The organism is Streptomyces sp. NPDC050485 (assembly GCF_044458185.1).
Lineage (GTDB): Bacteria > Actinomycetota > Actinomycetes > Streptomycetales > Streptomycetaceae > Streptomyces.
Genome location: NZ_JBITHR010000025.1, coordinates 62540 through 82559, shown reverse-complemented (window position 1 = coordinate 82559; position 20020 = coordinate 62540). Strand labels below are relative to the sequence as shown.

Here is a 20020-nt window from a genome sequence, read left to right as displayed (position 1 = left end):
CCCGGCGGATCGCCGGAGCGGGCGGTTCTGGGAGCCCGAACTCCTCACCCGTGCGCGGGAGTCGGGCCGTGCCGTCCTCCCCCTCAGGAGGGAGCGCCCGCCGAGATCAGGCCCGTCTCGTAGGCGCAGATCACCGCCTGGATGCGGTCCCGCAGGCCCAGCTTCGCCAGGACGTTGCCCACATGGGTCTTCACCGTGTGCTCGGACACGGTCAGTTCGGCGGCGATCTCGGCGTTGGACAGACCGCGGCCCAGCAGAAGCAGCGTCTCGCGTTCGCGCGCGGTCAGTGCGTCGAGCCGCCCGGCGGCGGCCGGGGTCGCGGGCCGGGAGGTGAACTCGGCGATGAGCCGCCGCGCCACCGACGGCGCGACCAGCGAATCCCCGGCCGCCACCACCCGTACCGCATGCACCAGATCGTCCCGCCGGACGTCCTTGAGGAGGAACCCGCTCGCCCCGGCGTGCAGCGCCTCGTACACGTACTCCTCGGAGTCGAAGGTGGTCAGCATCACCGTGCGGCAGGCGCTGTGCGCGCTGATCGCGCGGCAGGCCTCGATGCCGTCCAGGTGCGGCATGCGGATGTCGAGCAGCGCCACATCGGGCGCCAACCGCCTTACGGCGTCCACGGCTTGGGCGCCGTCGCCCACCTCGGCGACCACCTCGATGTCCGGCTGCACGTCCAGGATCAGCGCGAAGCCGCTGCGCACCAGCTCCTGGTCGTCGGCCACCACCACACGGATCGTCATGTCCCCACCTCCGCAGGGGAGATTACAAGGGGGGCGTCCGGCGGGCCGGGGGTGATCGCGTCCAGCGGGATGACGGCCCTGACCTCGAAGCCCCGGCCATCCGGACCCGGCCCCGCCGAGGCGGTGCCGCCGTGGGCCGCCGCGCGCTCGCGGATGCCGATCAGGCCGTGCCCGGTGCCGGGTCCTTGTGCGGCGTCGGGACCACGCCCGTCGTCCAGTACGGTGAGGATCAACTCGTCGTCTCCGTAGGCGAGTTGTGCGGAGACCGTGCGCGCCGCCGCGTGCTTGACCGCGTTGGTCAGGGCCTCCTGCACGATCCGGTACACGGTGGCCTCGGCGTCCAGTGGTAGCGGGCGGGGTGTGCCCGTCGTCTCGTACGCCACCGCGGGGCCGCCGAGGGACACCCGCTCGACCAGCGCGGGCAGTGCCGCGATGCCCGGCTGCGGCTCGCGCGGGGCGGCTGCGGAATCCCGCGGTGTGGTCTCCTCGCGCAGCACCCCCAGCATCCTGCGCAGCTGCACCATCGCGTCCCGGCCCGTCTCGGAGATCGCCTCGAACGCCGCCTCCGCCCGCGCGGGTGCCGCCCGCACCGCCACCGGGCCCGCCTCCGCCTGCACGATCATGATGCTGACGGCGTGCGACAGGATGTCGTGCATCTCCCGTGCGATCCGCGCCCGTTCACGAGCCGTGGCCTGCTCGGCCTCTATGCGGTTGGCCCGCTCCAGCTGCGCCGCGCGGTCCTCGACGGCCGCGGTGTAGGCCTGCCGGGTGTGGGTGAGCCGGCCCAGCGCGTACGCCGCGCCGAAGACGAAGAAGGAGAACATCAACTCCTTGGCGTCCTGGGTGTTGAGCGCCACCGAGGGCAGGATCAGCGCGGCGACCAGCGTGCCGACGGCGACCCGCTTACGTACCGGGGACAGCGCGGCGACCGAATACAGGGCGACCAGCCCCGGATAGGGCAGCGGCTGGCCAGGCCCGTCCAGGCTCAGTTTGTACGCCGCTCCGGCCGCCAGGACCGCGAGCGCCACCGCCACCGGGGCCCGGCGGCGCCACACCAGCGGCAGCACCGACAGCGAGGTCAGCGCGTAGTCGGCCCAGGTGGCCGGGCGCAGCCCGTCGGGCCGGTCCACGACGAACGGGATCGACATCGCCACCTGCACCAGCAGGGCGAGACCGGTGTCGACCACCCACCCGTTCGCCGCCCGCAGTCGTGCCGTCAACCGCTCCCCGTGCACCCCGTGTCCCCCCGTCGAGCCGCTATCGCCCGGCCAGGATCCCGCACAGCGCGTCCACCCGGTTGGTGGTGATCGAGTCCACGCCCCGCTCGATCAGCCGGCGCATGCTGTGCCGGGTGTCCGCGGTCCACGCCGAGACGAGCATCCCGTTCCGGTGCACCGACTCCACCACCTCGGAACTGGCAAGCCCGAAGCGGTAGTTGAGCCAGCGCGGCCGCACGTCGGCGATCAGCGCGGGCCGTGGCGCGGCCGGGGAGGTCCAGCTGAGGGCGATCTCGGCGCCCGGGTCGGCGGCGCGCACCCGCAGCATGGTGAGGGGGCCCGCGCAGTAGTACACCCGCTCGCCCGCCCCGCACTCGCGGACCGTGCCCACCACCGTGCGCACCGACTCCTCGGTGGCACCCGGCAGATCGATCATCACCCGGCGCGCGCCGACGAACATCAGCGCCTCGCGGAGCGTGGGAATCCGGCCGCCCGATACCTCGCGCACCTCCTCGTACGGGAGCGCGGCCAGCGGGCGGTCGTGGTTCCACAGCCGCTTCAGCGTCTTGTCGTGCAGCAGCACGGGCACGCCGTCCCGGGTCGGCCGGACATCGATCTCCACCGCGTCCGCGCCCCGCTCCAGTGCCGAGGCGATGGAGGGGAGCGTGTTCTCGCGGACGCGGTACGGGTCGCCGCGGTGGCCCACAACAGTCACGGTGCGCATGGGGTCATTGTGCTGAGCGGCATCGAGCTGAGCCAGCCGGCCCGTTCATCGCGACGTCAGCGCGCCAGCCACCGCGCCGTGTAGTCGTCGATCTCGGCGGCGAGCTTCGTCTTGCCCGCCGGGTCCAGGAACGACGCCTCGATGGCGTTCTTGGCGAGGCCCGCGAGGCCCCGCTCGTCCAGGTCCAGGAGGCGGGCGGCGACGGCGTACTCGTTGTTGAGGTCGCTGCCGAACATCGGCGGGTCGTCGCTGTTGATGGTCACGAGCACGCCCGCGGCCACCATCTCCTTGACGGGATGGTCGGCCAGGTCCGCCACCACCCGGGTCGCCAGGTTGGACGTGGGGCAGACCTCCAGGGCGATCCGGTGGTCGGCGAGGTGCTTGAGGAGCGCCGGGTCCTGGGTGGCGCTGGTGCCGTGGCCGATGCGCTCGGCCCGCAGCTCGGTCAGCGCGTCCCAGATCGACTGCGGGCCGGTCGACTCGCCCGAGTGCGGTACGGAGTGCAGCCCGGCGGCGATGGCCCGGTCGAAATACGGCTTGAACTGGGGGCGGGGCACCCCGATCTCCGGGCCGCCGAGGCCGAAGGACACCAGGCCCTCGGGGCGTACGCCGTCCTCGGTGGCGAGGCGGGCCGTCTCGGCGGCGGCCTCCAGGCCCGCCTCGCCGGGAATGTCGAAGCACCAGCGCAGCACCGTGCCGAACTCGGCCTCGGCGGCCCGGCGGGCGTCCTCGATCGCCGCCATGAACGCCCGCTCGTCGATGCCCCGGCGGGTGGAGGAGAACGGCGTGATGGTCAGCTCGGCGTACCGGATGTTCTGCCGGGCCATGTCCCGGGCCACCTCGTACGTGAGCAGACGCACATCCTCCGGTGTCCGGATCAGGTCGACCACCGAGAGGTAGACCTCGATGAAGTGCGCGAAGTCCGTGAACGTGAAGTAGTCGGCGAGTGCCTCGGGGTCGGTGGGGACCTTCGAGTCCGCGTGGCGGGCGGCCAGTTCGGCCACGATGCGCGGGGACGCGGAACCGACGTGGTGCACGTGGAGCTCCGCCTTGGGCAGCCCCGCGATGAAGGGGTGCAGGTCGGTCATGGGGTCCTCCATGGGGTCTGGCGCGGCGGTCCTCGCGCGGTCGGCGTCGTCGGCCTTCGCCGGTCGGGGATCATGGTAGGCCGGGCGCGTCCCGCCGAAGACCCGGGCCGTAGCATGACGGAACCACGATGGGGGAGGCCCATGTCAGACAACACCCAGCAGCCGTCTGGAGGCCCGGAGCCCCGCGACCCCTGGGCGCCGCCGGAGCACAAGGTTCCGCTGGACAAGCCGCCGGTGCACGACCAGCAGACCGTCGTCTCCATACCCGGCGGCCCCGGCATACCCGGGGCCCCCGGTGACGGCCACAGCGGTGCCCCGGCCCAGGGAACCCCCGGCGCTTTCCCCGGTGCGCCCGGCCAGCACGCCCCTGGCCCCGGCTTCGGCGGACCGATGGGACCCCCGCCCGCACCCGGCCAGCAGTCGCCGATGGGACTCCCGCCCGCCCCCGGCGAGCCGGCCCCGGGCGGCTACGGCTACCCCGGCTACCCGCAGCAGCCCGCCCAGGGCTACCCCGGCTACCCGGGCCAGTCCTCCTACGGCTACCCCGGCTGGACCGGGATGCCCGCCCCGCAGAACGGCTTCGGCACCGCCGCGATGGTGCTCGGCATCACCTCCCTGGTGCTCATGATCTGCACCTGGGGCCTCGCCGGCATCGTGCTCGGCGTGCTGGCCCTGATCTTCGGGCTGCTCGGCAAGGGCCGGGTCGCCCGCGGTGAGGCGAACAACCGCGGCCAGGCGCTGGCCGGCATCATCATGGGTATCGTCGGCATCGTGCTGGGCATCCTGATCCTCGTCCTGATGATCGTGCTCGTGGCCAACGCACCGTCGTCCCCGCACACCATCAACTCCAACGACTACGGGGCCTTCCTGTCGCTGGCGGCCGCCGCCCGCTGAGCAACTCCGTCCGTGCGGAGGGGGTGCCCCCTCCGCACGGATGAGCCGCCGTTTCAGCGCAGCCGCTCCCGTGCCTCCGTCAGCGCGAAGCCCAGCAGGTTCAGCCCCCGCCAGCGCGCGGGATCCGCCGCCTCCGGAGCGTCCGCCGCCAGGCCGATGCCCCAAATCCGGTCCAGCGGGCTGGCCTCGACAAGGACCCGGTCCCCGGTGGCCAGCAGATACTCCCGCAGCGCCGCGTCCTGACCGAACTTGTGCAGGCTGCCGGCCAGGACGATGCCGTACCGCTCCCGCTGCCACACCGCCTCGTCGAAGCCGCGCACCAGGCGCCCGGCCTTCTTCGCCAGCGCCGGGTTCGCCGCCGTCAGCGCCGCACGCTCCGCGTCCGCGTCCCCGAACAGCCGCGCCTTCGACGCCATCATCCAGTGCTCGGCCGTCGCGTACTCCACTGCGTCGACCGTGAACGGCGACGGCCACCACTGGCTGAAACAGCTCGGCCCGAGCGAGCCGTCCGGCTTCGGCCGGTGGCCCCAGAAGTGCAGGAACTTGATGCGCGCACCGCTCTTGACCTGGGCGATCAGCTCGTCCAACCGGTCCGGATTCCCCGTGATCTCTGCCATGCACGCGAGTCTGGCACGCGCCACTGACACTCCGTCGGGCCATTCCCACCCGGACGCGACACATGGTCGACAGATTCCGTCGCGTAACCAAAAGGCAACAACGGAATCACTTGTTGGCCAGGTGCAGCTCTGCCAGGATCGGCACTCAAATCGAGCCGAAGCTACGAAGAACGTGGGCGAGATGGACACCGACAACGGCAACAGCAATCGCTTCCGGGCCCAGGACCGTTTCGCGGCCGGCGCCCAGTACATCGGCGGGCGGCTGCGCCCCGGCACCTCCGGGCGGCGGCACGAGGTCATCGACCCGGCCACCGGTGAAGCGGTGTACGCCTACGAACTCGCGGGGCCCGCCGACGTCGACGCCGCCGTGGCCGCGGCCAAGGCCGCCTTCCCCGGCTGGTCCGCCACCACCCCCGGCGAGCGCTCGGCCGCCCTGCACCGCCTCGCCGGTGTACTGGCCGAGCGCGCCGAGGAGTTCGCGCAGGCCGAGTCCCTCCAGTGCGGCAAGCCCATCAAGCTGACCCGGGAGTTCGACGTGCCCGGCACGGTCGACAACACGGCGTTCTTCGCGGGCGCGGCCCGGCACCTGGAGGGCCGGTCGGCCGGGGAGTACTCGGGCGACCACACCTCGTACGTGCGCCGCGAGCCGATCGGGGTCGTCGGGTCCATCGCGCCCTGGAACTACCCGCTCCAGATGGCCGCGTGGAAGATCCTCCCGGCGATCGCGGCGGGCAACACCATCGTCCTCAAGCCCGCCGAGCTCACCCCGCTGACCTCGCTCCTGTTCGCCGAGGCCGCGAAGGAGGCCGGGATCCCGGACGGCGTGGTCAACATCGTGACGGGGGCCGGCAAGGACGCGGGCGAGCACCTCGTGGGGCACCCGGACGTCGTGATGACCTCCTTCACCGGGTCCACGCCGGTCGGCAAGCGGGTCGCCGAGATCGCCACGGCGACCGTCAAGCGCCTTCACCTCGAACTCGGCGGCAAGGCCCCCTTCGTCGTCTTCGACGACGCCGACCTGGCGGCCGCCGTCAACGGCGCGGTCGCCGCCTCGCTCATCAACTCGGGCCAGGACTGCACCGCCGCCACCCGCGCCTACGTCCAGCGCCCGCTGTACGAGGCCTTCGTCGGCCAGGTCGCGGCCCTCATGGAGACCGTCCGGCTCGGCGACCCGTTCCGCCCGGACACCGACCTCGGCCCGCTGATCTCGCACGCCCACCGCGACCGGGTCGCCGGATTCGTGGAGCGGGCCCGGGGCTACGCCCGGATCGTGACCGGCGGCGAGGCCCCCGAGAACGACGGCGCCTACTACCGGCCCACGCTCATCGCCGACGCCGCCCAGGACAGCGAGATCGTCCAGGCCGAGATCTTCGGCCCGGTGCTGGTGGTGCTGCCCTTCGACACCGACGACGAGGGCATCGCGCTCGCCAACGACACCCCCTACGGACTCGCCGCCTCCGCCTGGAGCCGCGACGTGTACCGCACGGGCCGGGCCACCCGCGAGATCAAGGCGGGCTGCGTCTGGGTCAACGACCACATCCCGATCATCAGCGAGATGCCGCACGGCGGCTACAAGGCGAGTGGCTACGGAAAGGACATGTCGGCGTATTCCTTCGAGGAGTACACGCAGGTCAAGCACGTGATGTACGACAACACAGCGGTCGCCAGGAAGGACTGGCACCGCACGATCTTCGGGGACCGATAGACAAGGCCGCCGGACCAGCGGCCGCCGAACCCACCCGAAAGGGCATACAGCGCATGGAGCAGTACGAGCCCGACCTCCCAGCTTTCAACTCCGTTCGAGCAGGGAGGGACCCCCTCTCCGCGGTCCAACTGGCCGCCGTCCGGCGCAGCTTGACCAACGGCAGGGGCGCCCTGACCCGCCGTTCGCTGCTGCGCGCCTCGGGCATCGGCGCGCTCACCGTCGGCGGCCTCGCCACCCTGAGCGCCTGCGGTATCCCCGCCGCCACCAAGGAGAACGGCACGGGACCGTCCAACGCGGACCACTCCGCCCAGGAGAAGGAGATCAACTTCTCCAACTGGACGCAGTACATGGACATCAGCGACGACAAGAAGCACCATCCGACGCTGGACGAGTTCACCCGCCGCACCGGGATCCAGGTCAAGTACACCGAGGACATCAACGACAACGTCGAGTTCTTCGGGAAGATCAAGCCGCAGCTCGCGGCCGGCCAGGACACCGGCCGGGACCTCATGGTGCTCACCGACTGGCTGGCCGCCCGGCTCATCCGGCTCGGCTGGGCGCAGCGGCTCGACCCGTCCCACCTGCCGCACGCGTACGCCAACCTCGCTCCCCAGTTCCGCATGCCCGACTGGGACCCGGGCCGCGCCTACTCCTACCCCTGGACCGGCATCCCGACCGTCATCGCCTACAACGCCAAGGCGACCGGCGGCAAGAAGGTCGACTCGATCACCCAGCTGCTCGACGACCCGAGCCTCAAGGGCCGGGTCGGCTTCCTGTCCGAGATGCGCGACACGATAGGGATGACCCTGCTCGACCTCGGCAAGGACCCGGCGAAGTTCACCGACGCCGACTTCGACGCGGCGATCGGCCGGCTCCAGAAGGGCGTCGACACCAAGCAGATCCGCCGCTTCACCGGCAACGACTACACCGGCGACCTGGTGAAGGGCGACCTGGCGGCCTGTGTCGCCTGGGGCGGTGACGTGACCCAGCTGCGTGCCGACAACTCGGACATCAAGTACGCGATCCCGGCGGCCGGTTACATGACCTCCACCGACAACCTGCTGGTCCCGGCGAAGGCCCGGCACCAGAGCAACGCGGAGAAACTGATCGACTACTACTACGAGCTGCCGGTGGCCGCCAAGCTCGCCGCGTTCATCAACTACCTCTGCCCGGTCGACGGGGTCCGCGACGAACTCGCCAGGATCGACCCCAAGCTCGCCGAGAACGAACTGATCCTGCCGGACAAGGCGATGACCGCGAAGTCCCACTCCTTCCGCTCGCTCAGCGAGGCCGAGGAGACGGCGTACGAGCAGAAGTTCTCCAAGCTCATCGGCGCGTAGTGCTCCGCGGGTGTGCGTGTTCTTCGACTGCGGGCCGTGCGTGGCTGGTCGCGCCCACGCGGCGGAGCCGCACGATGTCACAGCCCCGCGCCCCTCAAGGGCGTTGAGCCCACCTCCCCCTCCCCCTCGACACCCCCCTGGGACCTCACCCATGACAGACAGCACCGCCGGCGGCGACGTCCGCCTCACCGGGATCAGCAAGACGTACGGCTCCTTCACCGCCGTCCAGCCGCTCGAACTGACCGTTCCGCAGGGCTCGTTCTTCGCCCTGCTCGGCGCGTCCGGCTGCGGCAAGACCACCACGCTCCGCATGATCGCGGGCCTGGAGGAGCCGACCACCGGCACCGTCTTCCTCGGCGACCAGGACGTCACCGACCTGCCGCCGTACAAGCGGCCGGTGAACACCGTCTTCCAGTCGTACGCCCTCTTCCCGCACCTGGATGTGACGGAGAACATCGCGTTCGGGCTGCGCCGGCGCGGCATCAAGTCGGTGAAGAAGCAGGTCGACGACATGCTGGAGCTCGTCCAGCTCGGCGACTTCGCCAGGCGCAAGCCGCACCAGCTCTCCGGCGGTCAGCAGCAGCGCGTCGCGGTCGCCCGCGCCCTCATCAACCACCCCCAGGTGCTGCTCCTGGACGAGCCCCTTGGCGCCCTGGACCTGAAGCTGCGCCGCCAGATGCAGCTGGAGCTCAAGCGCATCCAGACCGAGGTCGGCATCACCTTCATCCACGTCACCCACGACCAGGAGGAGGCCATGACGATGGCCGACACGGTCGCGGTGATGAACGGCGGCCGTGTCGAACAGCTCGGCGCGCCCGCCGAGTTGTACGAGAACCCGCAGACCACCTTCGTCGCGAACTTCCTGGGCACCTCCAACCTCATCGAGGCCGAGGTCGCCGAGAAGAACGGTGAGGACGTGGTGGTCACCGCGGGTGGCGCCAAGCTGAAGCTGCCCGGCGGGCGATGTTCGGCCCCCACCAGCAGCGGCGGCAAGCTGCTCGTCGGCGTACGCCCGGAGAAGATCTCGCTCGCGCACGCCGACGACGAGGGCGCCATCGCCGAGGGCCGCAACCGCGTCACCGGCCGGATCGTCGACTCCTCGTTCATCGGCGTCTCCACCCAGTACCTCGTGGACTCCCCGGCTGGCAGCGGCCTTTCGGTGTACGAGCAGAACATCGAGCGCGACACCCGGCTCACCCCCGGTGCCGAGGTCGTACTGCACTGGAACCCGGCGCACACCTTCGGTCTCGACGCGGCCCAGCCGATCGACGCGGGCGTGGAGAAGGTCGAGGACGCCGCGTGACCGCCGTGGCCGAAGCGCCGGCGGAACTGCCCGTGCGCAAGGCGTCCACCCGCAAGCGGCTCGTCCCGTACTGGCTGCTGCTGCCCGGCATCCTGTGGCTGATCGTGTTCTTCGCGCTGCCGATGGTGTACCAGGCCTCAACCTCCGTACAGACGGGCTCACTTGAGAAGGGCTTCCAGGTCACCTGGCACTTCCAGACGTACTGGGACGCCTTCAAGGAGTACTACCCGCAGTTCGTCCGCTCCCTGCTGTACGCGGGCACCGCGACGCTCCTGTGTCTGCTGCTCGGCTATCCGCTGGCCTATCTGATCGCGTTCAAGGCGGGCCGCTGGCGCAATGTGGTCCTGGTCCTGGTGATCGCGCCGTTCTTCACCAGCTTCCTGATCCGCACCCTGGCGTGGAAGACGATCCTGGCGGACGGCGGCCCGGTGGTGCACGCGCTCGGCGCCCTGCACGTCCTGGACGTCACCAACTGGCTGGGCTGGACCGAGGGCAACCGGGTCCTGGCCACGCCGATGGCGGTGGTGTGCGGACTCACCTACAACTTCCTGCCGTTCATGATCCTGCCGCTGTACACCTCCCTGGAGCGCATCGACTCCCGGCTGCACGAGGCGGCCGGCGACCTGTACGCGACGCCCGCCACCACCTTCCGCAAGGTGACCTTCCCGCTGTCGATGCCCGGCGTGGTCTCCGGGACGCTGCTCACCTTCATCCCGGCGAGCGGCGACTACGTGAACGCCGAACTGCTCGGCTCCACCGACCAGAAGATGGTCGGCAACGTCATCCAGTCGCAGTTCCTCAGGGTCCTCGACTATCCGACGGCCGCCGCCCTCTCCTTCATCCTGATGGCGATCGTCCTGGTCATGGTCACCGTCTACATCCGCCGAGCCGGCACGGAGGACCTGGTCTGATGCCCGTTCCCAAGTGGCTTCGCCGCAATATCGTCGTCATCGCGGGCCTTGGCACCCTCGCCTATCTGATCCTGCCGAACGTCGTCGTGATGGTGTTCTCGTTCAACAAGCCGAACGGGCGCTTCAACTACTCCTGGACGCGTTTCTCGACCGACGCCTGGAAGGACCCGTGCGGCGTCGCCGACATGTGCGGCTCGCTCTCGCTGTCGCTCCAGATCGCCGTCTGGGCGACGGTCGGCGCGACCGTGCTCGGCACGATGATCGCGTTCGCCCTGGTCCGCTATCGGTTCCGGGCGCGCGGCGCGATCAACTCGCTGATCTTCCTGCCGATGGCGATGCCCGAGGTCGTGATGGCCGCATCCCTGCTCACGCTCTTCCTCAACATGGGCGCGCAGCTGGGCTTCTGGACGATCCTGATCGCCCACATCATGTTCTGTCTGAGCTTCGTCGTCACCGCCGTCAAGGCCCGCGTGATGTCCATGGACCCGCGTCTTGAGGAGGCCGCGCGCGACCTCTACGCCGGTCCGGTCCAGACGTTCCTGCGGGTGACGCTGCCGATCGCCGCACCCGGCATCGCGGCGGGCGCGCTGCTCGCCTTCGCGCTCTCCTTCGATGATTTCATCATCACCAACTTCAACGCGGGCTCCACCGTGACCTTCCCGATGTTCGTGTGGGGCTCGGCGCAGCGCGGCACACCCGTGCAGATCAACGTCATCGGTACGGCCATGTTCATCATCGCCGTAGTGGTGGTCACCGCCGGACAGCTCATCGCGAACCGGCGCAAGAACAGCGCGAAAGCGTAACCGTACGCAGTTCTGAGGGAGTTGGAAATCATGGCCGTGACCCGAGCCATGAACAGTGCAGCGACACAGTCTCTCGCGGGCGCCAGGCCCGTCCCCTTCTGGCTGGAGGACCCCGGCCGCCCCGAGGCGCTGCCCGCCCTCACCGGTGACGAGCAGTGCGACCTGCTCGTCATCGGCGGCGGCTACAGCGGGCTGTGGACCGCGCTCATCGCCAAGGAGCGCGACCCCGGCCGCGACGTCGTCCTCATCGAGGGCAAGGAGATCGGCTGGGCCGCCTCCGGCCGCAACGGCGGCTTCTGCGCCGCCTCCCTCACCCACGGCCTCGGCAACGGCCTCGCCCGCTGGCCGGGCGAGCTCGCCAAGCTGGAGGAGCTGGGCGCGGCCAACCTGGACGCCATCGAGGACGCCGTCGCCCGTTACAAGATCGACTGCGATTTCGAGCGGACCGGCGAGATCGACGTCGCCACCGAGCCCCACCAGCTCGAAGAGCTGCACGAGATGTACGAGGAGGCGAACCGGCTCGGCTTCGGCGGGCTCGAACTCCTCGACGAGGAGCAGCTGCGGGCCGAGGTCGACTCGCCCACCTTCCTCGGCGGGCTCTGGGACCGGCGCGGCGTCGCGATGCTCCACCCGGCCAAGCTGGCCTGGGGCCTGAAGCGGGCCTGCCTCGATCTGGGCGTACGGATCCACGAGCACACCCCGGGCCTCTCGCTGGCCCGGGTCGGCACCGGCATGGGTGTGCGCACCCCGTACGGGAAGATCCGCGCCCAGCAGGTCGCGCTCGGCACCAACGTCTTCCCCTCGCTGGTCAAGCGGCTGCGGCCGTTCACGGTCCCGGTGTACGACTACGCGCTGATGACCGAACCGCTGAACGCCGCCCAGCTCGCCTCGATCGGCTGGCACCGCCGCCAGGGGCTCGGCGACTCGGCCAACCAGTTCCACTACTTCCGGCTGTCGGCGGACAACCGCATCCTGTGGGGCGGCTACGACGCGATCTACCCGTACGGCGGGAAGGTGCGCAGCGAGTACGACGACCGGCCCGAGACGTACGCCAAGCTGGCCGAGCAGTTCTTCCGGTGCTTCCCGCAGCTGGAGGGGGTGCGCTTCAGCCACGCCTGGGGCGGGGCGATCGACACCTGCTCGCGCTTCTCGGCGTTCTTCGGCACCGCCCACGCCGGACGGGTCGCGTACGCCGCCGGGTACACCGGACTCGGGGTCGGCGCGACGCGCTTCGGCGCCGATGTGATGCTCGATCTGCTGGCGGGGGAGCGCACCGAGCGCACCGAACTGGAGATGGTGCGCACCAAGCCGCTGCCGTTCCCGCCGGAGCCGGTCGCCTGGGCGGGCATCGGCCTCACCAAGTGGTCCCTGGCCCGGGCGGATGAGAACGGCGGCCGGCGCAATCTGTGGCTCAAGGCCATGGACCGGGTCGGCCTGGGCTTCGACAGCTGACCGGTTGATCGTCTGATCGTTCCGTGCGCCCCCGGTCACGCCGGGGGCGCACTCTTTTTGATCATGACGTGACCCCGTTCACTACCGATAAACGGCGGAAGTGGCGTCATAGTTCGGCTCCACCCCTCTCTCCCTGATGGACGCCCTGACGGCGCCCTGCGGAGTGGGCCTGGGAACGGAGGACGGGCAATGGCTGCCTCGGGGGCAAAGAGCGCGGTGGAATGGCTGGCGTCGGTGGCGCCGGATCCGGACGCCTGCCGGTGGGAATGGGAGCGGAACCCCCTGGGGGTCGCGCTCCTTCCGGCCGGCCGGCGCTGGGACGTACTGATCCTGCCGGGCGGGCTCGGCCGCGGCACGCTCGGCGTGCTGACCCGGCTCGTGGACCGGCCGGGCCCGGTGCTCGCCGACTTCGGCGACGAGCGGATGGGTTTCTTCGTGCCGCCGGGCACCGCCACCCGGTGGCTCGGCACGGGGGTGCGCGGCGCGGGCGCCGGTACCTGGATCGTGGTCCCGTACCCGGGCCGGGCGACCGGCGGGGTGCGCTGGCTGGTGCCGCCGGACGGCTCGGGCACCCTCACCGATCCGACCCTGCTCGAACTCGCTATGCATGAGGCCGCGGCCCACATCGCGCGGGACCGGCACTGACCGCGGCGGAAGGCGGTTCCGTGGACGCCGGGGCAACCAGCCCCGAAACCGTCAACCGTCGATCGGCCGACGGCGGGGAGTTCTCGAAGAACTTCGACGCATACCCGTGGAGCTGACCATGAGGAGCGCCCCGCACAGACACCAACTGCCCACCACGTCAAGGGGCCAGTGGTAGCCGTGCAGGACCAGGCCGATGCCCGTCGCCCCCGTCAGCACCGCCGCGGCGGCGGGCATCAGCCACCGGGGGCGCACATCCGGGGCGAGCAGCAGCGCCACACCGCCGTACGCCACCATCGCGGTCGCCGTATGGCCCGACGGGTAGTAGCCGGTGGCGGCCTCCAGCGGTCCCGGCCGGGCGATCCAGTCCTTCAGCGGCACGACCAGCAGCGGCACAACGGCCATCGTCACCGCGGCGATCAGCGCCTGGCGGCGGCGGCCGCGCCACAGGGCGTACGCGAGGGCAAGGGCGAGGACGGGAAGCGCGACCGGCATGCTGCCGAGGTCGGAGAGGAACTGGCTGAGCGCGGCGGGCCCGTGGCCGGTGGCCGTGCGGTCGAGGCGCTCGTCGAGGCGGCGCAGCGGGCCGTCGGACGCGACCTGCCAGGTGATGACCGCGAACACGCACAGCAGCGTGGCGAACCCGGCGAAGAGGAAAGCCGGCGGTCCCGGAACAGGGGGGGTGGTTCCGGGGCCGCCGCCTTGACCGGCGAACCGCGCGCCCCGGGGGGTATGGGGCGGACGGCCATCCGATCGGTGAGGAGTTCCGGAGCCTGCGGCTCCAGTGGTGTGCGCGAGGGCACGACCAGGGCAAGGCTGGGGATGCTCCGCCCTGGAGTCGTCCGCAGTCTCCTGCGGACGGGGTGTTTCTCTCATCTGCAGAAACCGTACGGCAGAGCGCGGGGGACCGACAGCGGGAACTCCATCCCGCCATCGGCCCCCCACACGTTCTTCACAGGCACCGTCCGCCACGGATACGGAGCGTCACACGCCGGTGAAGGCCTGCTCAATGATGTCGAGGCCCTCGCCCAGCAGGTCCTCGCCGATGACCAGCGGCGGCAGGAAGCGCAGGACGTTCCCGTACGTACCGCAGGTGAGGACGAGCAGCCCCTCCGCGTGGCAGGCCTTGGCGAGCGCCGCGGCGGCCTGAGGGTTCGGGGTCTTGGAAGCGCGGTCCTCGACCAGCTCGATGGCGATCATGGCGCCGCGGCCGCGGATGTCGCCGATGATGTCGTACTTCTCGGCCATCGTCGCGAGGCGGCCCTTCATGACCTCCTCGATGCGCTTGGCCTTGCCGTTGAGGTCCAGCTCCTTCATCGTCTCGATGGCGCCGAGGGCGGCGGCGCAGGCAACCGGGTTGCCGCCGTAGGTGCCGCCGAGGCCGCCCGCGTGCGCGGCGTCCATGATCTCGGCGCGGCCCGTCACGGCGGCGAGCGGCATGCCGCCCGCGATGCCCTTCGCGGTGGTGATCAGGTCCGGGACGATGCCCTCGTCCTCGCAGGCGAACCACTGGCCGGTGCGGCAGAAGCCGGACTGGATCTCGTCGGCGACGAAGACGATGCCGTTGTCCTTGGCGAACTGGCTGATCGCGGGCAGGAAGCCCTTGGCCGGCTCGATGAAGCCGCCCTCGCCGAGCACCGGCTCGATGATGATCGCGGCGACGTTGTCCGCGCCGATCTGCTTGTTGATCATGTCGATGGCCTGCGCGGACGCCTCGGCGCCGGCGTTCTCCGGGCCGGTCAGCCAGCGGTAGCCGTAGGCGACCGGCACCCGGTAGACCTCGGGCGCGAACGGACCGAAGCCGTTCTTGTACGGCATGTTCTTGGCCGTCAGCGCCATCGTCAGGTTGGTGCGGCCGTGGTAGCCGTGGTCGAAGACGACGACGGCCTGGCGCTTGGTGTACGCACGAGCGATCTTGACGGCGTTCTCGACGGCCTCGGCGCCCGAGTTGAACAGCGCGGACTTCTTGGCGTGGTCGCCCGGGGTCAGCTCGGCCAGCTGCTCGGCGACGGCCACATAGCCCTCGTACGGCGTCACCATGAAGCAGGTGTGGGTGAAGTCGGCGAGCTGGGCGGTCGCGCGGCGCACGACGGCCTCGGCGGAGGCGCCGACGGAGGTCACGGCGATGCCGGAACCGAAGTCGATCAGGCGGTTGCCGTCGACGTCCTCGATGATGCCGCCGCCCGCGCGCGCGGTGAAGACCGGCAGCGTGGAGCCCACACCGGCGGCGACCGCCGCGAGACGGCGGGCCTGCAGCTCCTGCGACTTCGGGCCGGGGATCGCGGTGACGACGCGGCGCTCCTGCGGGATGGCGCTCATGCGGGGCTCCTGGGGTTTCCTGGGGGATTTCGGACGCTTCCTTGGCTTTCTTGGCAGGCTAGGGCGCGCGGGCGGGGTGTGGCATGCGCCGTTCGGTAGTGGTGGGGGTGTGTCCCTTGTCCTCGGCGGACAGTTGCCCCGGGCGCGGCCGGGCGGCCCCGTGCCGCGCGGTACCGGTGAACCGCCGCGTGCTGCCACTAGATTGAGCGTTCGCACCGCTCAGTACGGACCCGGCTGGTCAGGGGGCAAGGGGTCGATGGACACCGAAGGCACGCACGACGCACGCGGCACCCGATCGGGGGCGGTCCCGCGCCCCGCCGGACCGCCCCCGATCCCGGCGCTCCCGCCCCGGCCGGTTCAGGCGCCGACGGCCGGGCCCGCCCTCGGCGACTGGCTGCGCACCCCGCGGGCCCCCGCCGAACCGGGCCTGTGGCGCTACGGGCACCGGCCGCGCCCCGACGCCGACCCGGACCGGGTGCCCGACCGGGCGCTGCTCGTCGGCGCACTCGTGGCGCTGCTCGCGGCCACCCTGGTCTGGTCGCTGTGGACCAACGGCTACATCCCGCACAGCCGGGTCCTGCTCGAACTGTTCACCCCCACCGAGTGGTGGACCTACCCCCGGCCCCCGGCCGCGCTGACCGCCATCGAGGTCTACAACAGCCTGTTCGCGGCGCTGCTGATCTACGTCTTCGGGCGGATGGGCAACTGGCTGGAGGTGTTCCGGCGGTACGCCGTCGATCACCCGCAACCCGAACGGGCGCTGCGCACCGGACTCGCGGGGGCGGCCGCGGTGTGGCTGGTGATCGGGACCAGCCTGTTCCCGTTCTACTTCACCGTCTGGAGCCTGTTCCCGGTCTCGTGGACCACCAACGGCGACCGCGCGGTGGTCACCTTCGTCAACTACGCCCTGTACGCCCTGGTCGGCGGCGCGGTCCTGTGGCCCTTCGCCAAGGCGGGCGACTGGCTGGGGCACGTACGCCGGCGCGGGCGCAAGCCGGACTCCCCGGCGCAGGCCGCGCCCTCCGGGTCCGCGGCCCCCACCCCGGCCGACTGGCCCCAGCTGCGCGCCGCCGGCCAGGGCGCCGTCGCCGACCGGCTCGTGGCGGACGAGCGGGCCGGGCGGATGAACGACGTCGACTGCGTACGCATCCGGCGCGCCTGGGCCACCGTCGAGGCCGACCCCGCCCGGTTCGGCGCGTTCACCGAAGCGGTCGTCGGCCAGGGCGCGCGGGCCTGTCCGCACCCCTCCGGCGACCGCGACCTGCCGGCCCGCGCGGCCACCCACGACCTGCTCACCTCGCAGGTGCGGATCGGCCGCTACCCCGACGCCGAACGCACCCCGCCCGCCCGCCGGGGCGCGGGCGCCGCGATCGACCCGGCAGCCCTCGGCTCCTCGCTGCTCGCGGTCGGTCCGTTCGGCTCCGGCAAGACCCGGCACCTGGTGCGGCCCGTGGTGGAGTCGCTCGCGCTCCAGGCGCTCGCCGGAAAGGCCGCCGTGGTCGCGGTGTGCGCGGCGGGCACCCCGCTGGGGCCCGACGACGGCTACGACGTGGTGATCAAGCCCGGCGATCCCGCATCCGCGTACGACCTCGACCTGTACGGCGCCGCCGCCGACCCCGACGAGGCCGCGGCGCTGCTCGCCGAGGCCCTCGCCGGCGATCTGCCCGAGGTCGACTCGCGGCGGGCCGCGACCGCCCTGGCCCAGCTGCTCGGCCCCTACCGCGCGGCCCACGGACGCTTCCCCGCCGTCCCCGTGCTGCGCGAGCTGCTCGACGGCTCGCCCGGTGCCCTGGCGGAGCTCCGGGCGAGCCTCCACGCCGAGGAACACCGCGCCTACCATCGCGAACTCGACGCCCGCACACGGCAGTTGGGCACCCCGGGCGATCCCGGGCTCGCCCTCGCGGCCCGCGTCGCGGTACTCGACCGCCCCGCCTTCGAGGGCTTCTTCGACACCACGGGCGAGACCCGCCCCTTCTCGCTGCGCTCCCTCGAACACCCGCTGCGGGTCCGCATCGACCTGCCCGAACGCTCCCACCCCGAAGCCGCGCACCTGCTCACCCGGCTCGTCCTCGCCCAGTTCACCGCCGCGGCGGCCGCCCGCCGGGACCGCTCGCTCTTCGCCTTCCTGGCCGTGGACGACGCCACCCACGCCGTCACCGCCGAATCCGTACGTGCCCTGCAGCGGCTGCGGAACTGCAACGCCGGAGTGCTGCTCACGCTGCGTGCGCTCGGCGACGTACCGGAACAGCTGCACACCTCGCTGCTCGGCTCGGCCGGCTGCCACATGACGTTCTCGGGGGTCACCACCTGGGACGGGCGGCTCTTCGCGCAGGCCTGGGGCACCGAGTGGGTGGAGACCACCGAGGTCGCCAAGCACACCGTCTTCGCCGACCAGCCGCTCACCCGTGCGGTCCACGCGCTGCGCAAACTCGTCACCGGCAAGGCCGTCACGACCGACGCCGTCACCGTGCGCAAGGTCGAGCGGGAACGCTGGTCGGCCTCGGAGCTCGCCCACCAGGTGCCCGCCGGGCACGCCGTGCTCTCCCTGACCACCGTCCAGGGCGAGCACGCACCGCCGCTCCTCGTGGACCTGCGCGGCTGAGGCCGGTTCCGCAGGGGTGAACGGCTCCGCGGGACCTGGCCCAGCTGGCAAAATGGGAGTGCTCCGTTCATACGGGACGTAGCAATCCCCTGCCGAAGGTAAACCGGTCCCATGCCGCCCACGCTCGCCTCGCTCGTCCAGCACTCGGCGCTCAAACTCACCGTGCGCGCGGGGGAGGACCAGCTGGACCGCCCGGTGCGCTGGGCCCACGTCAGCGAACTCGCCGATCCCGTCCCGTACATGGAGGGCGGCGAGCTGCTGCTCATCACCGCCATGACGCTGGACGCCGAGGACCCCGACACCATGCGCCGCTATGTGCGCAGGCTGGCCAAGGCGGGGGTGGTCGGGCTCGGCTTCGCGGTCGGCGTCAATTACGAATCCGTACCGGACGCGCTGCTGACCGCGGCCCGCGAGGAGGGCTTCCCGCTGCTCGAAGTGCCGCGGCGTACGCCGTTCCTGGCCATTTCCAAGGCGGTCTCGGCGGCCATCTCGGCCGACCAGTACCGCGCGGTCACCGCCGGGTTCGAAGCCCAGCGCGAGCTGACCCGGGCGGCGCTCTCCGAGGGGCCGGCCGACCTCATCGCCCGGCTCGCCGCGCATGTCGACGGCTGGGCGGCGCTGTACGACGCGTCCGGCGCGGTCGTCGCCGCGGCACCCGAATGGGCCGCCCGCCGCGCCGCCCGGCTCACCGCGGACGTCGCCCGGCTGCGCGAACGCGCCGCCCCGGCCAGCGCGGTGGTGGGCGGGGGCGACGACGCGTCCGGCGACCGCGTGGAGCTCCAGTCGCTGGGCACCGGACGCCGGATGCGCGGCGCGCTCGCCGTCGGTACGGGGGCGCCGCTCGGCACCGCCGAGCGGTACGCCGTGCACTCCGCGGTCGCCCTGCTCACCCTCACCACCGAACGCTCCCGCTCCCTCCAGTCCGCGGAGCAGCGCCTGGGCGCGGCGATCCTGCGGATGCTGCTCTCCGGCCAGCAGGACCACGCCCGCGCGGTCGCCGGAGACCTGTACGGCGGGCTCCTGGACGCGCCGTTCCGCCTGGTCATCGCCGAGGTCGCGGGCGAGGGCGAAGGAGGGCTCGGCGTCCTCGCCGAGACCATGGAGTCGGCCGCCGCCCGCTGCGGCGAGGCGGTCCTCGCGGTGCCGGAGTCCGGCCGGCTCGTCGTGCTCGCCGCGGACGGCGGCGAGGCGGTCGCGGCCTGCCTGTCCCACGAGTGCGCCGAGGGCGAGGAACTCGTCATCGGGCTCTCCGCCCCGGCCGGGCCGATCGCCGCGGCCTCCGCGTACAAGCAGGCCGAACAGGCGCTCTCGGTCGCCCGGCGGCGCGGCAAGCCGCTCGTCGAGCACGAGGAGCTCGTCGCGGGCTCCGTGCTGCCGCTGCTCGCCGACGACGCGGTGCGGGCCTTCGCCGACGGGATGCTTCGCGCGCTGTACGAGCACGACGCGACCGGCCGCGGCGATCTGGTGGCCTCGCTGCGCGCCTGGCTCTCGCGGCACGGCCAGTGGGACGCGGCGGCTGCGGACCTCGGCGTGCACCGCCACACCCTGCGCTACCGGATACGCCGCGTGGAGGAGATCCTGGGCCGCTCCCTGGACGACCCGGACGTCCGCATGGAGCTGTGGCTGGCGCTGAAGGCGACATCGGCCCCGGACGCCTGAG

Annotated in this window: 17 protein-coding genes; 10 read left to right on the top strand and 7 right to left on the bottom strand. The window is 71.8% G+C overall.

The genetic code is table 11. The features are described 5' to 3' along the window. Positions 1-83: 83 nt before the first annotated feature. The 4 genes from ACIBK6_RS34675 to ACIBK6_RS34660 form a co-directional block, all read right to left on the bottom strand. Positions 84-743, bottom strand: a complete 660-nt coding sequence (locus tag ACIBK6_RS34675) for a response regulator (RefSeq protein ID WP_399056173.1) — start codon at positions 741-743, stop codon at positions 84-86. Next, positions 740-1891 carry a sensor histidine kinase gene (locus ACIBK6_RS34670; RefSeq protein ID WP_399056228.1) on the bottom strand — a complete coding sequence of 384 codons (1152 nt, stop codon included), beginning with the start codon at positions 1889-1891 and terminating at the stop codon, positions 740-742. Before ACIBK6_RS34670 ends, ACIBK6_RS34675 begins: the two co-directional genes overlap by 4 nt. 109 nt (positions 1892-2000) lie before the next feature. Next, entirely contained in the window at positions 2001-2684 is a 684-nt protein-coding gene (locus tag ACIBK6_RS34665; RefSeq protein WP_399056171.1) for a glycerophosphodiester phosphodiesterase, read from the bottom strand. Positions 2685-2740: 56 nt separating this feature from the next. Beyond that, positions 2741-3772, bottom strand: a complete 1032-nt coding sequence (locus ACIBK6_RS34660) for an adenosine deaminase (RefSeq protein ID WP_399056168.1) — start codon at positions 3770-3772, stop codon at positions 2741-2743. A gap of 141 nt (positions 3773-3913) precedes the next feature. On the opposite strand from ACIBK6_RS34660, the gene ACIBK6_RS34655 reads away from it, so the two are divergent. Continuing rightward, positions 3914-4666: a DUF4190 domain-containing protein gene (locus ACIBK6_RS34655; RefSeq protein WP_399056165.1), complete on the top strand. Its 753-nt coding sequence runs from the start codon at positions 3914-3916 to the stop codon at positions 4664-4666. Between the two features lie 53 nt (positions 4667-4719). Here the strand turns inward: ACIBK6_RS34655 and ACIBK6_RS34650 are convergent, their stop codons facing one another. After that, positions 4720-5313, bottom strand: a complete 594-nt coding sequence (locus ACIBK6_RS34650; protein ID WP_399056163.1) for an NADAR family protein — start codon at positions 5311-5313, stop codon at positions 4720-4722. Positions 5314-5464: 151 nt separating this feature from the next. On the opposite strand from ACIBK6_RS34650, the gene ACIBK6_RS34645 reads away from it, so the two are divergent. From ACIBK6_RS34645 to ACIBK6_RS34615, 7 genes are all read left to right on the top strand, one after another. Next, positions 5465-6988, top strand: coding sequence for a gamma-aminobutyraldehyde dehydrogenase (locus ACIBK6_RS34645; protein ID WP_399056161.1), 1524 nt, complete (start codon positions 5465-5467; stop codon positions 6986-6988). Positions 6989-7041: 53 nt separating this feature from the next. Further along, positions 7042-8328, top strand: a complete 1287-nt coding sequence (locus ACIBK6_RS34640; protein ID WP_399056159.1) for a spermidine/putrescine ABC transporter substrate-binding protein — start codon at positions 7042-7044, stop codon at positions 8326-8328. Between the two features lie 151 nt (positions 8329-8479). Next, positions 8480-9631, top strand: a complete 1152-nt coding sequence (locus tag ACIBK6_RS34635) for an ABC transporter ATP-binding protein (RefSeq protein WP_399056157.1) — start codon at positions 8480-8482, stop codon at positions 9629-9631. Further along, positions 9628-10542: an ABC transporter permease gene (locus ACIBK6_RS34630; protein ID WP_399056155.1), complete on the top strand. Its 915-nt coding sequence runs from the start codon at positions 9628-9630 to the stop codon at positions 10540-10542. The genes ACIBK6_RS34635 and ACIBK6_RS34630 overlap by 4 nt, the downstream gene beginning before the upstream one ends. Continuing rightward, positions 10542-11345, top strand: a complete 804-nt coding sequence (locus ACIBK6_RS34625) for an ABC transporter permease (RefSeq protein ID WP_399056153.1) — start codon at positions 10542-10544, stop codon at positions 11343-11345. The genes ACIBK6_RS34630 and ACIBK6_RS34625 overlap by 1 nt, the downstream gene beginning before the upstream one ends. Before the next feature lie 30 nt (positions 11346-11375). Beyond that, a complete protein-coding gene (locus ACIBK6_RS34620) occupies positions 11376-12797 on the top strand; it encodes an NAD(P)/FAD-dependent oxidoreductase (RefSeq protein WP_399056151.1) in 1422 nt (473 codons plus the stop codon). 189 nt (positions 12798-12986) lie between these two features. Further along, complete coding sequence (locus tag ACIBK6_RS34615) at positions 12987-13442, top strand: hypothetical protein (protein ID WP_399056149.1); 456 nt, start codon at positions 12987-12989, stop codon at positions 13440-13442. A 51-nt stretch (positions 13443-13493) separates the two neighbouring features. Here the strand turns inward: ACIBK6_RS34615 and ACIBK6_RS34610 are convergent, their stop codons facing one another. Further along, positions 13494-14315, bottom strand: a complete 822-nt coding sequence (locus ACIBK6_RS34610) for a phosphatase PAP2 family protein (RefSeq protein WP_399056147.1) — start codon at positions 14313-14315, stop codon at positions 13494-13496. 108 nt (positions 14316-14423) lie between these two features. After that, on the bottom strand, positions 14424-15758 hold the full coding sequence (gene gabT / locus ACIBK6_RS34605) for a 4-aminobutyrate--2-oxoglutarate transaminase (RefSeq protein ID WP_399056145.1): 1335 nt from the start codon (positions 15756-15758) through the stop codon (positions 14424-14426). Between the two features lie 256 nt (positions 15759-16014). Here gabT and ACIBK6_RS34600 point away from each other — a divergent pair, with 256 nt between their 5' ends. Both ACIBK6_RS34600 and ACIBK6_RS34595 read left to right on the top strand, forming a co-directional pair. Beyond that, positions 16015-18360 carry an ATP/GTP-binding protein gene (locus tag ACIBK6_RS34600; RefSeq protein WP_399056143.1) on the top strand — a complete coding sequence of 782 codons (2346 nt, stop codon included), beginning with the start codon at positions 16015-16017 and terminating at the stop codon, positions 18358-18360. Between the two features lie 111 nt (positions 18361-18471). Continuing rightward, complete coding sequence (locus tag ACIBK6_RS34595) at positions 18472-20019, top strand: PucR family transcriptional regulator (protein WP_399056141.1); 1548 nt, start codon at positions 18472-18474, stop codon at positions 20017-20019. Position 20020: the final 1 nt, after the last annotated feature.

What these genes read in the sequence shown, in the direction of transcription:
- ACIBK6_RS34675 (WP_399056173.1), bottom strand. Translation starts at nt 743, where the DNA reads ATGACGATCCGTGTGGTGGTGGCCGACGACCAGGAGCTGGTGCGCAGC.
- ACIBK6_RS34670 (WP_399056228.1), bottom strand. Translation starts at nt 1,891, where the DNA reads ATGTCGATCCCGTTCGTCGTGGACCGGCCCGACGGGCTGCGCCCGGCC.
- ACIBK6_RS34665 (WP_399056171.1), bottom strand. Translation starts at nt 2,684, where the DNA reads ATGCGCACCGTGACTGTTGTGGGCCACCGCGGCGACCCGTACCGCGTC.
- ACIBK6_RS34660 (WP_399056168.1), bottom strand. Translation starts at nt 3,772, where the DNA reads ATGACCGACCTGCACCCCTTCATCGCGGGGCTGCCCAAGGCGGAGCTC.
- ACIBK6_RS34655 (WP_399056165.1), top strand. Translation starts at nt 3,914, where the DNA reads ATGTCAGACAACACCCAGCAGCCGTCTGGAGGCCCGGAGCCCCGCGAC.
- ACIBK6_RS34645 (WP_399056161.1), top strand. Translation starts at nt 5,465, where the DNA reads ATGGACACCGACAACGGCAACAGCAATCGCTTCCGGGCCCAGGACCGT.
- ACIBK6_RS34640 (WP_399056159.1), top strand. Translation starts at nt 7,042, where the DNA reads ATGGAGCAGTACGAGCCCGACCTCCCAGCTTTCAACTCCGTTCGAGCA.
- ACIBK6_RS34635 (WP_399056157.1), top strand. Translation starts at nt 8,480, where the DNA reads ATGACAGACAGCACCGCCGGCGGCGACGTCCGCCTCACCGGGATCAGC.
- ACIBK6_RS34625 (WP_399056153.1), top strand. Translation starts at nt 10,542, where the DNA reads ATGCCCGTTCCCAAGTGGCTTCGCCGCAATATCGTCGTCATCGCGGGC.
- ACIBK6_RS34620 (WP_399056151.1), top strand. Translation starts at nt 11,376, where the DNA reads ATGGCCGTGACCCGAGCCATGAACAGTGCAGCGACACAGTCTCTCGCG.
- ACIBK6_RS34615 (WP_399056149.1), top strand. Translation starts at nt 12,987, where the DNA reads ATGGCTGCCTCGGGGGCAAAGAGCGCGGTGGAATGGCTGGCGTCGGTG.
- ACIBK6_RS34610 (WP_399056147.1), bottom strand. Translation starts at nt 14,315, where the DNA reads ATGAGAGAAACACCCCGTCCGCAGGAGACTGCGGACGACTCCAGGGCG.
- gabT (WP_399056145.1), bottom strand. Translation starts at nt 15,758, where the DNA reads ATGAGCGCCATCCCGCAGGAGCGCCGCGTCGTCACCGCGATCCCCGGC.
- ACIBK6_RS34600 (WP_399056143.1), top strand. Translation starts at nt 16,015, where the DNA reads ATGGACACCGAAGGCACGCACGACGCACGCGGCACCCGATCGGGGGCG.
- ACIBK6_RS34595 (WP_399056141.1), top strand. Translation starts at nt 18,472, where the DNA reads ATGCCGCCCACGCTCGCCTCGCTCGTCCAGCACTCGGCGCTCAAACTC.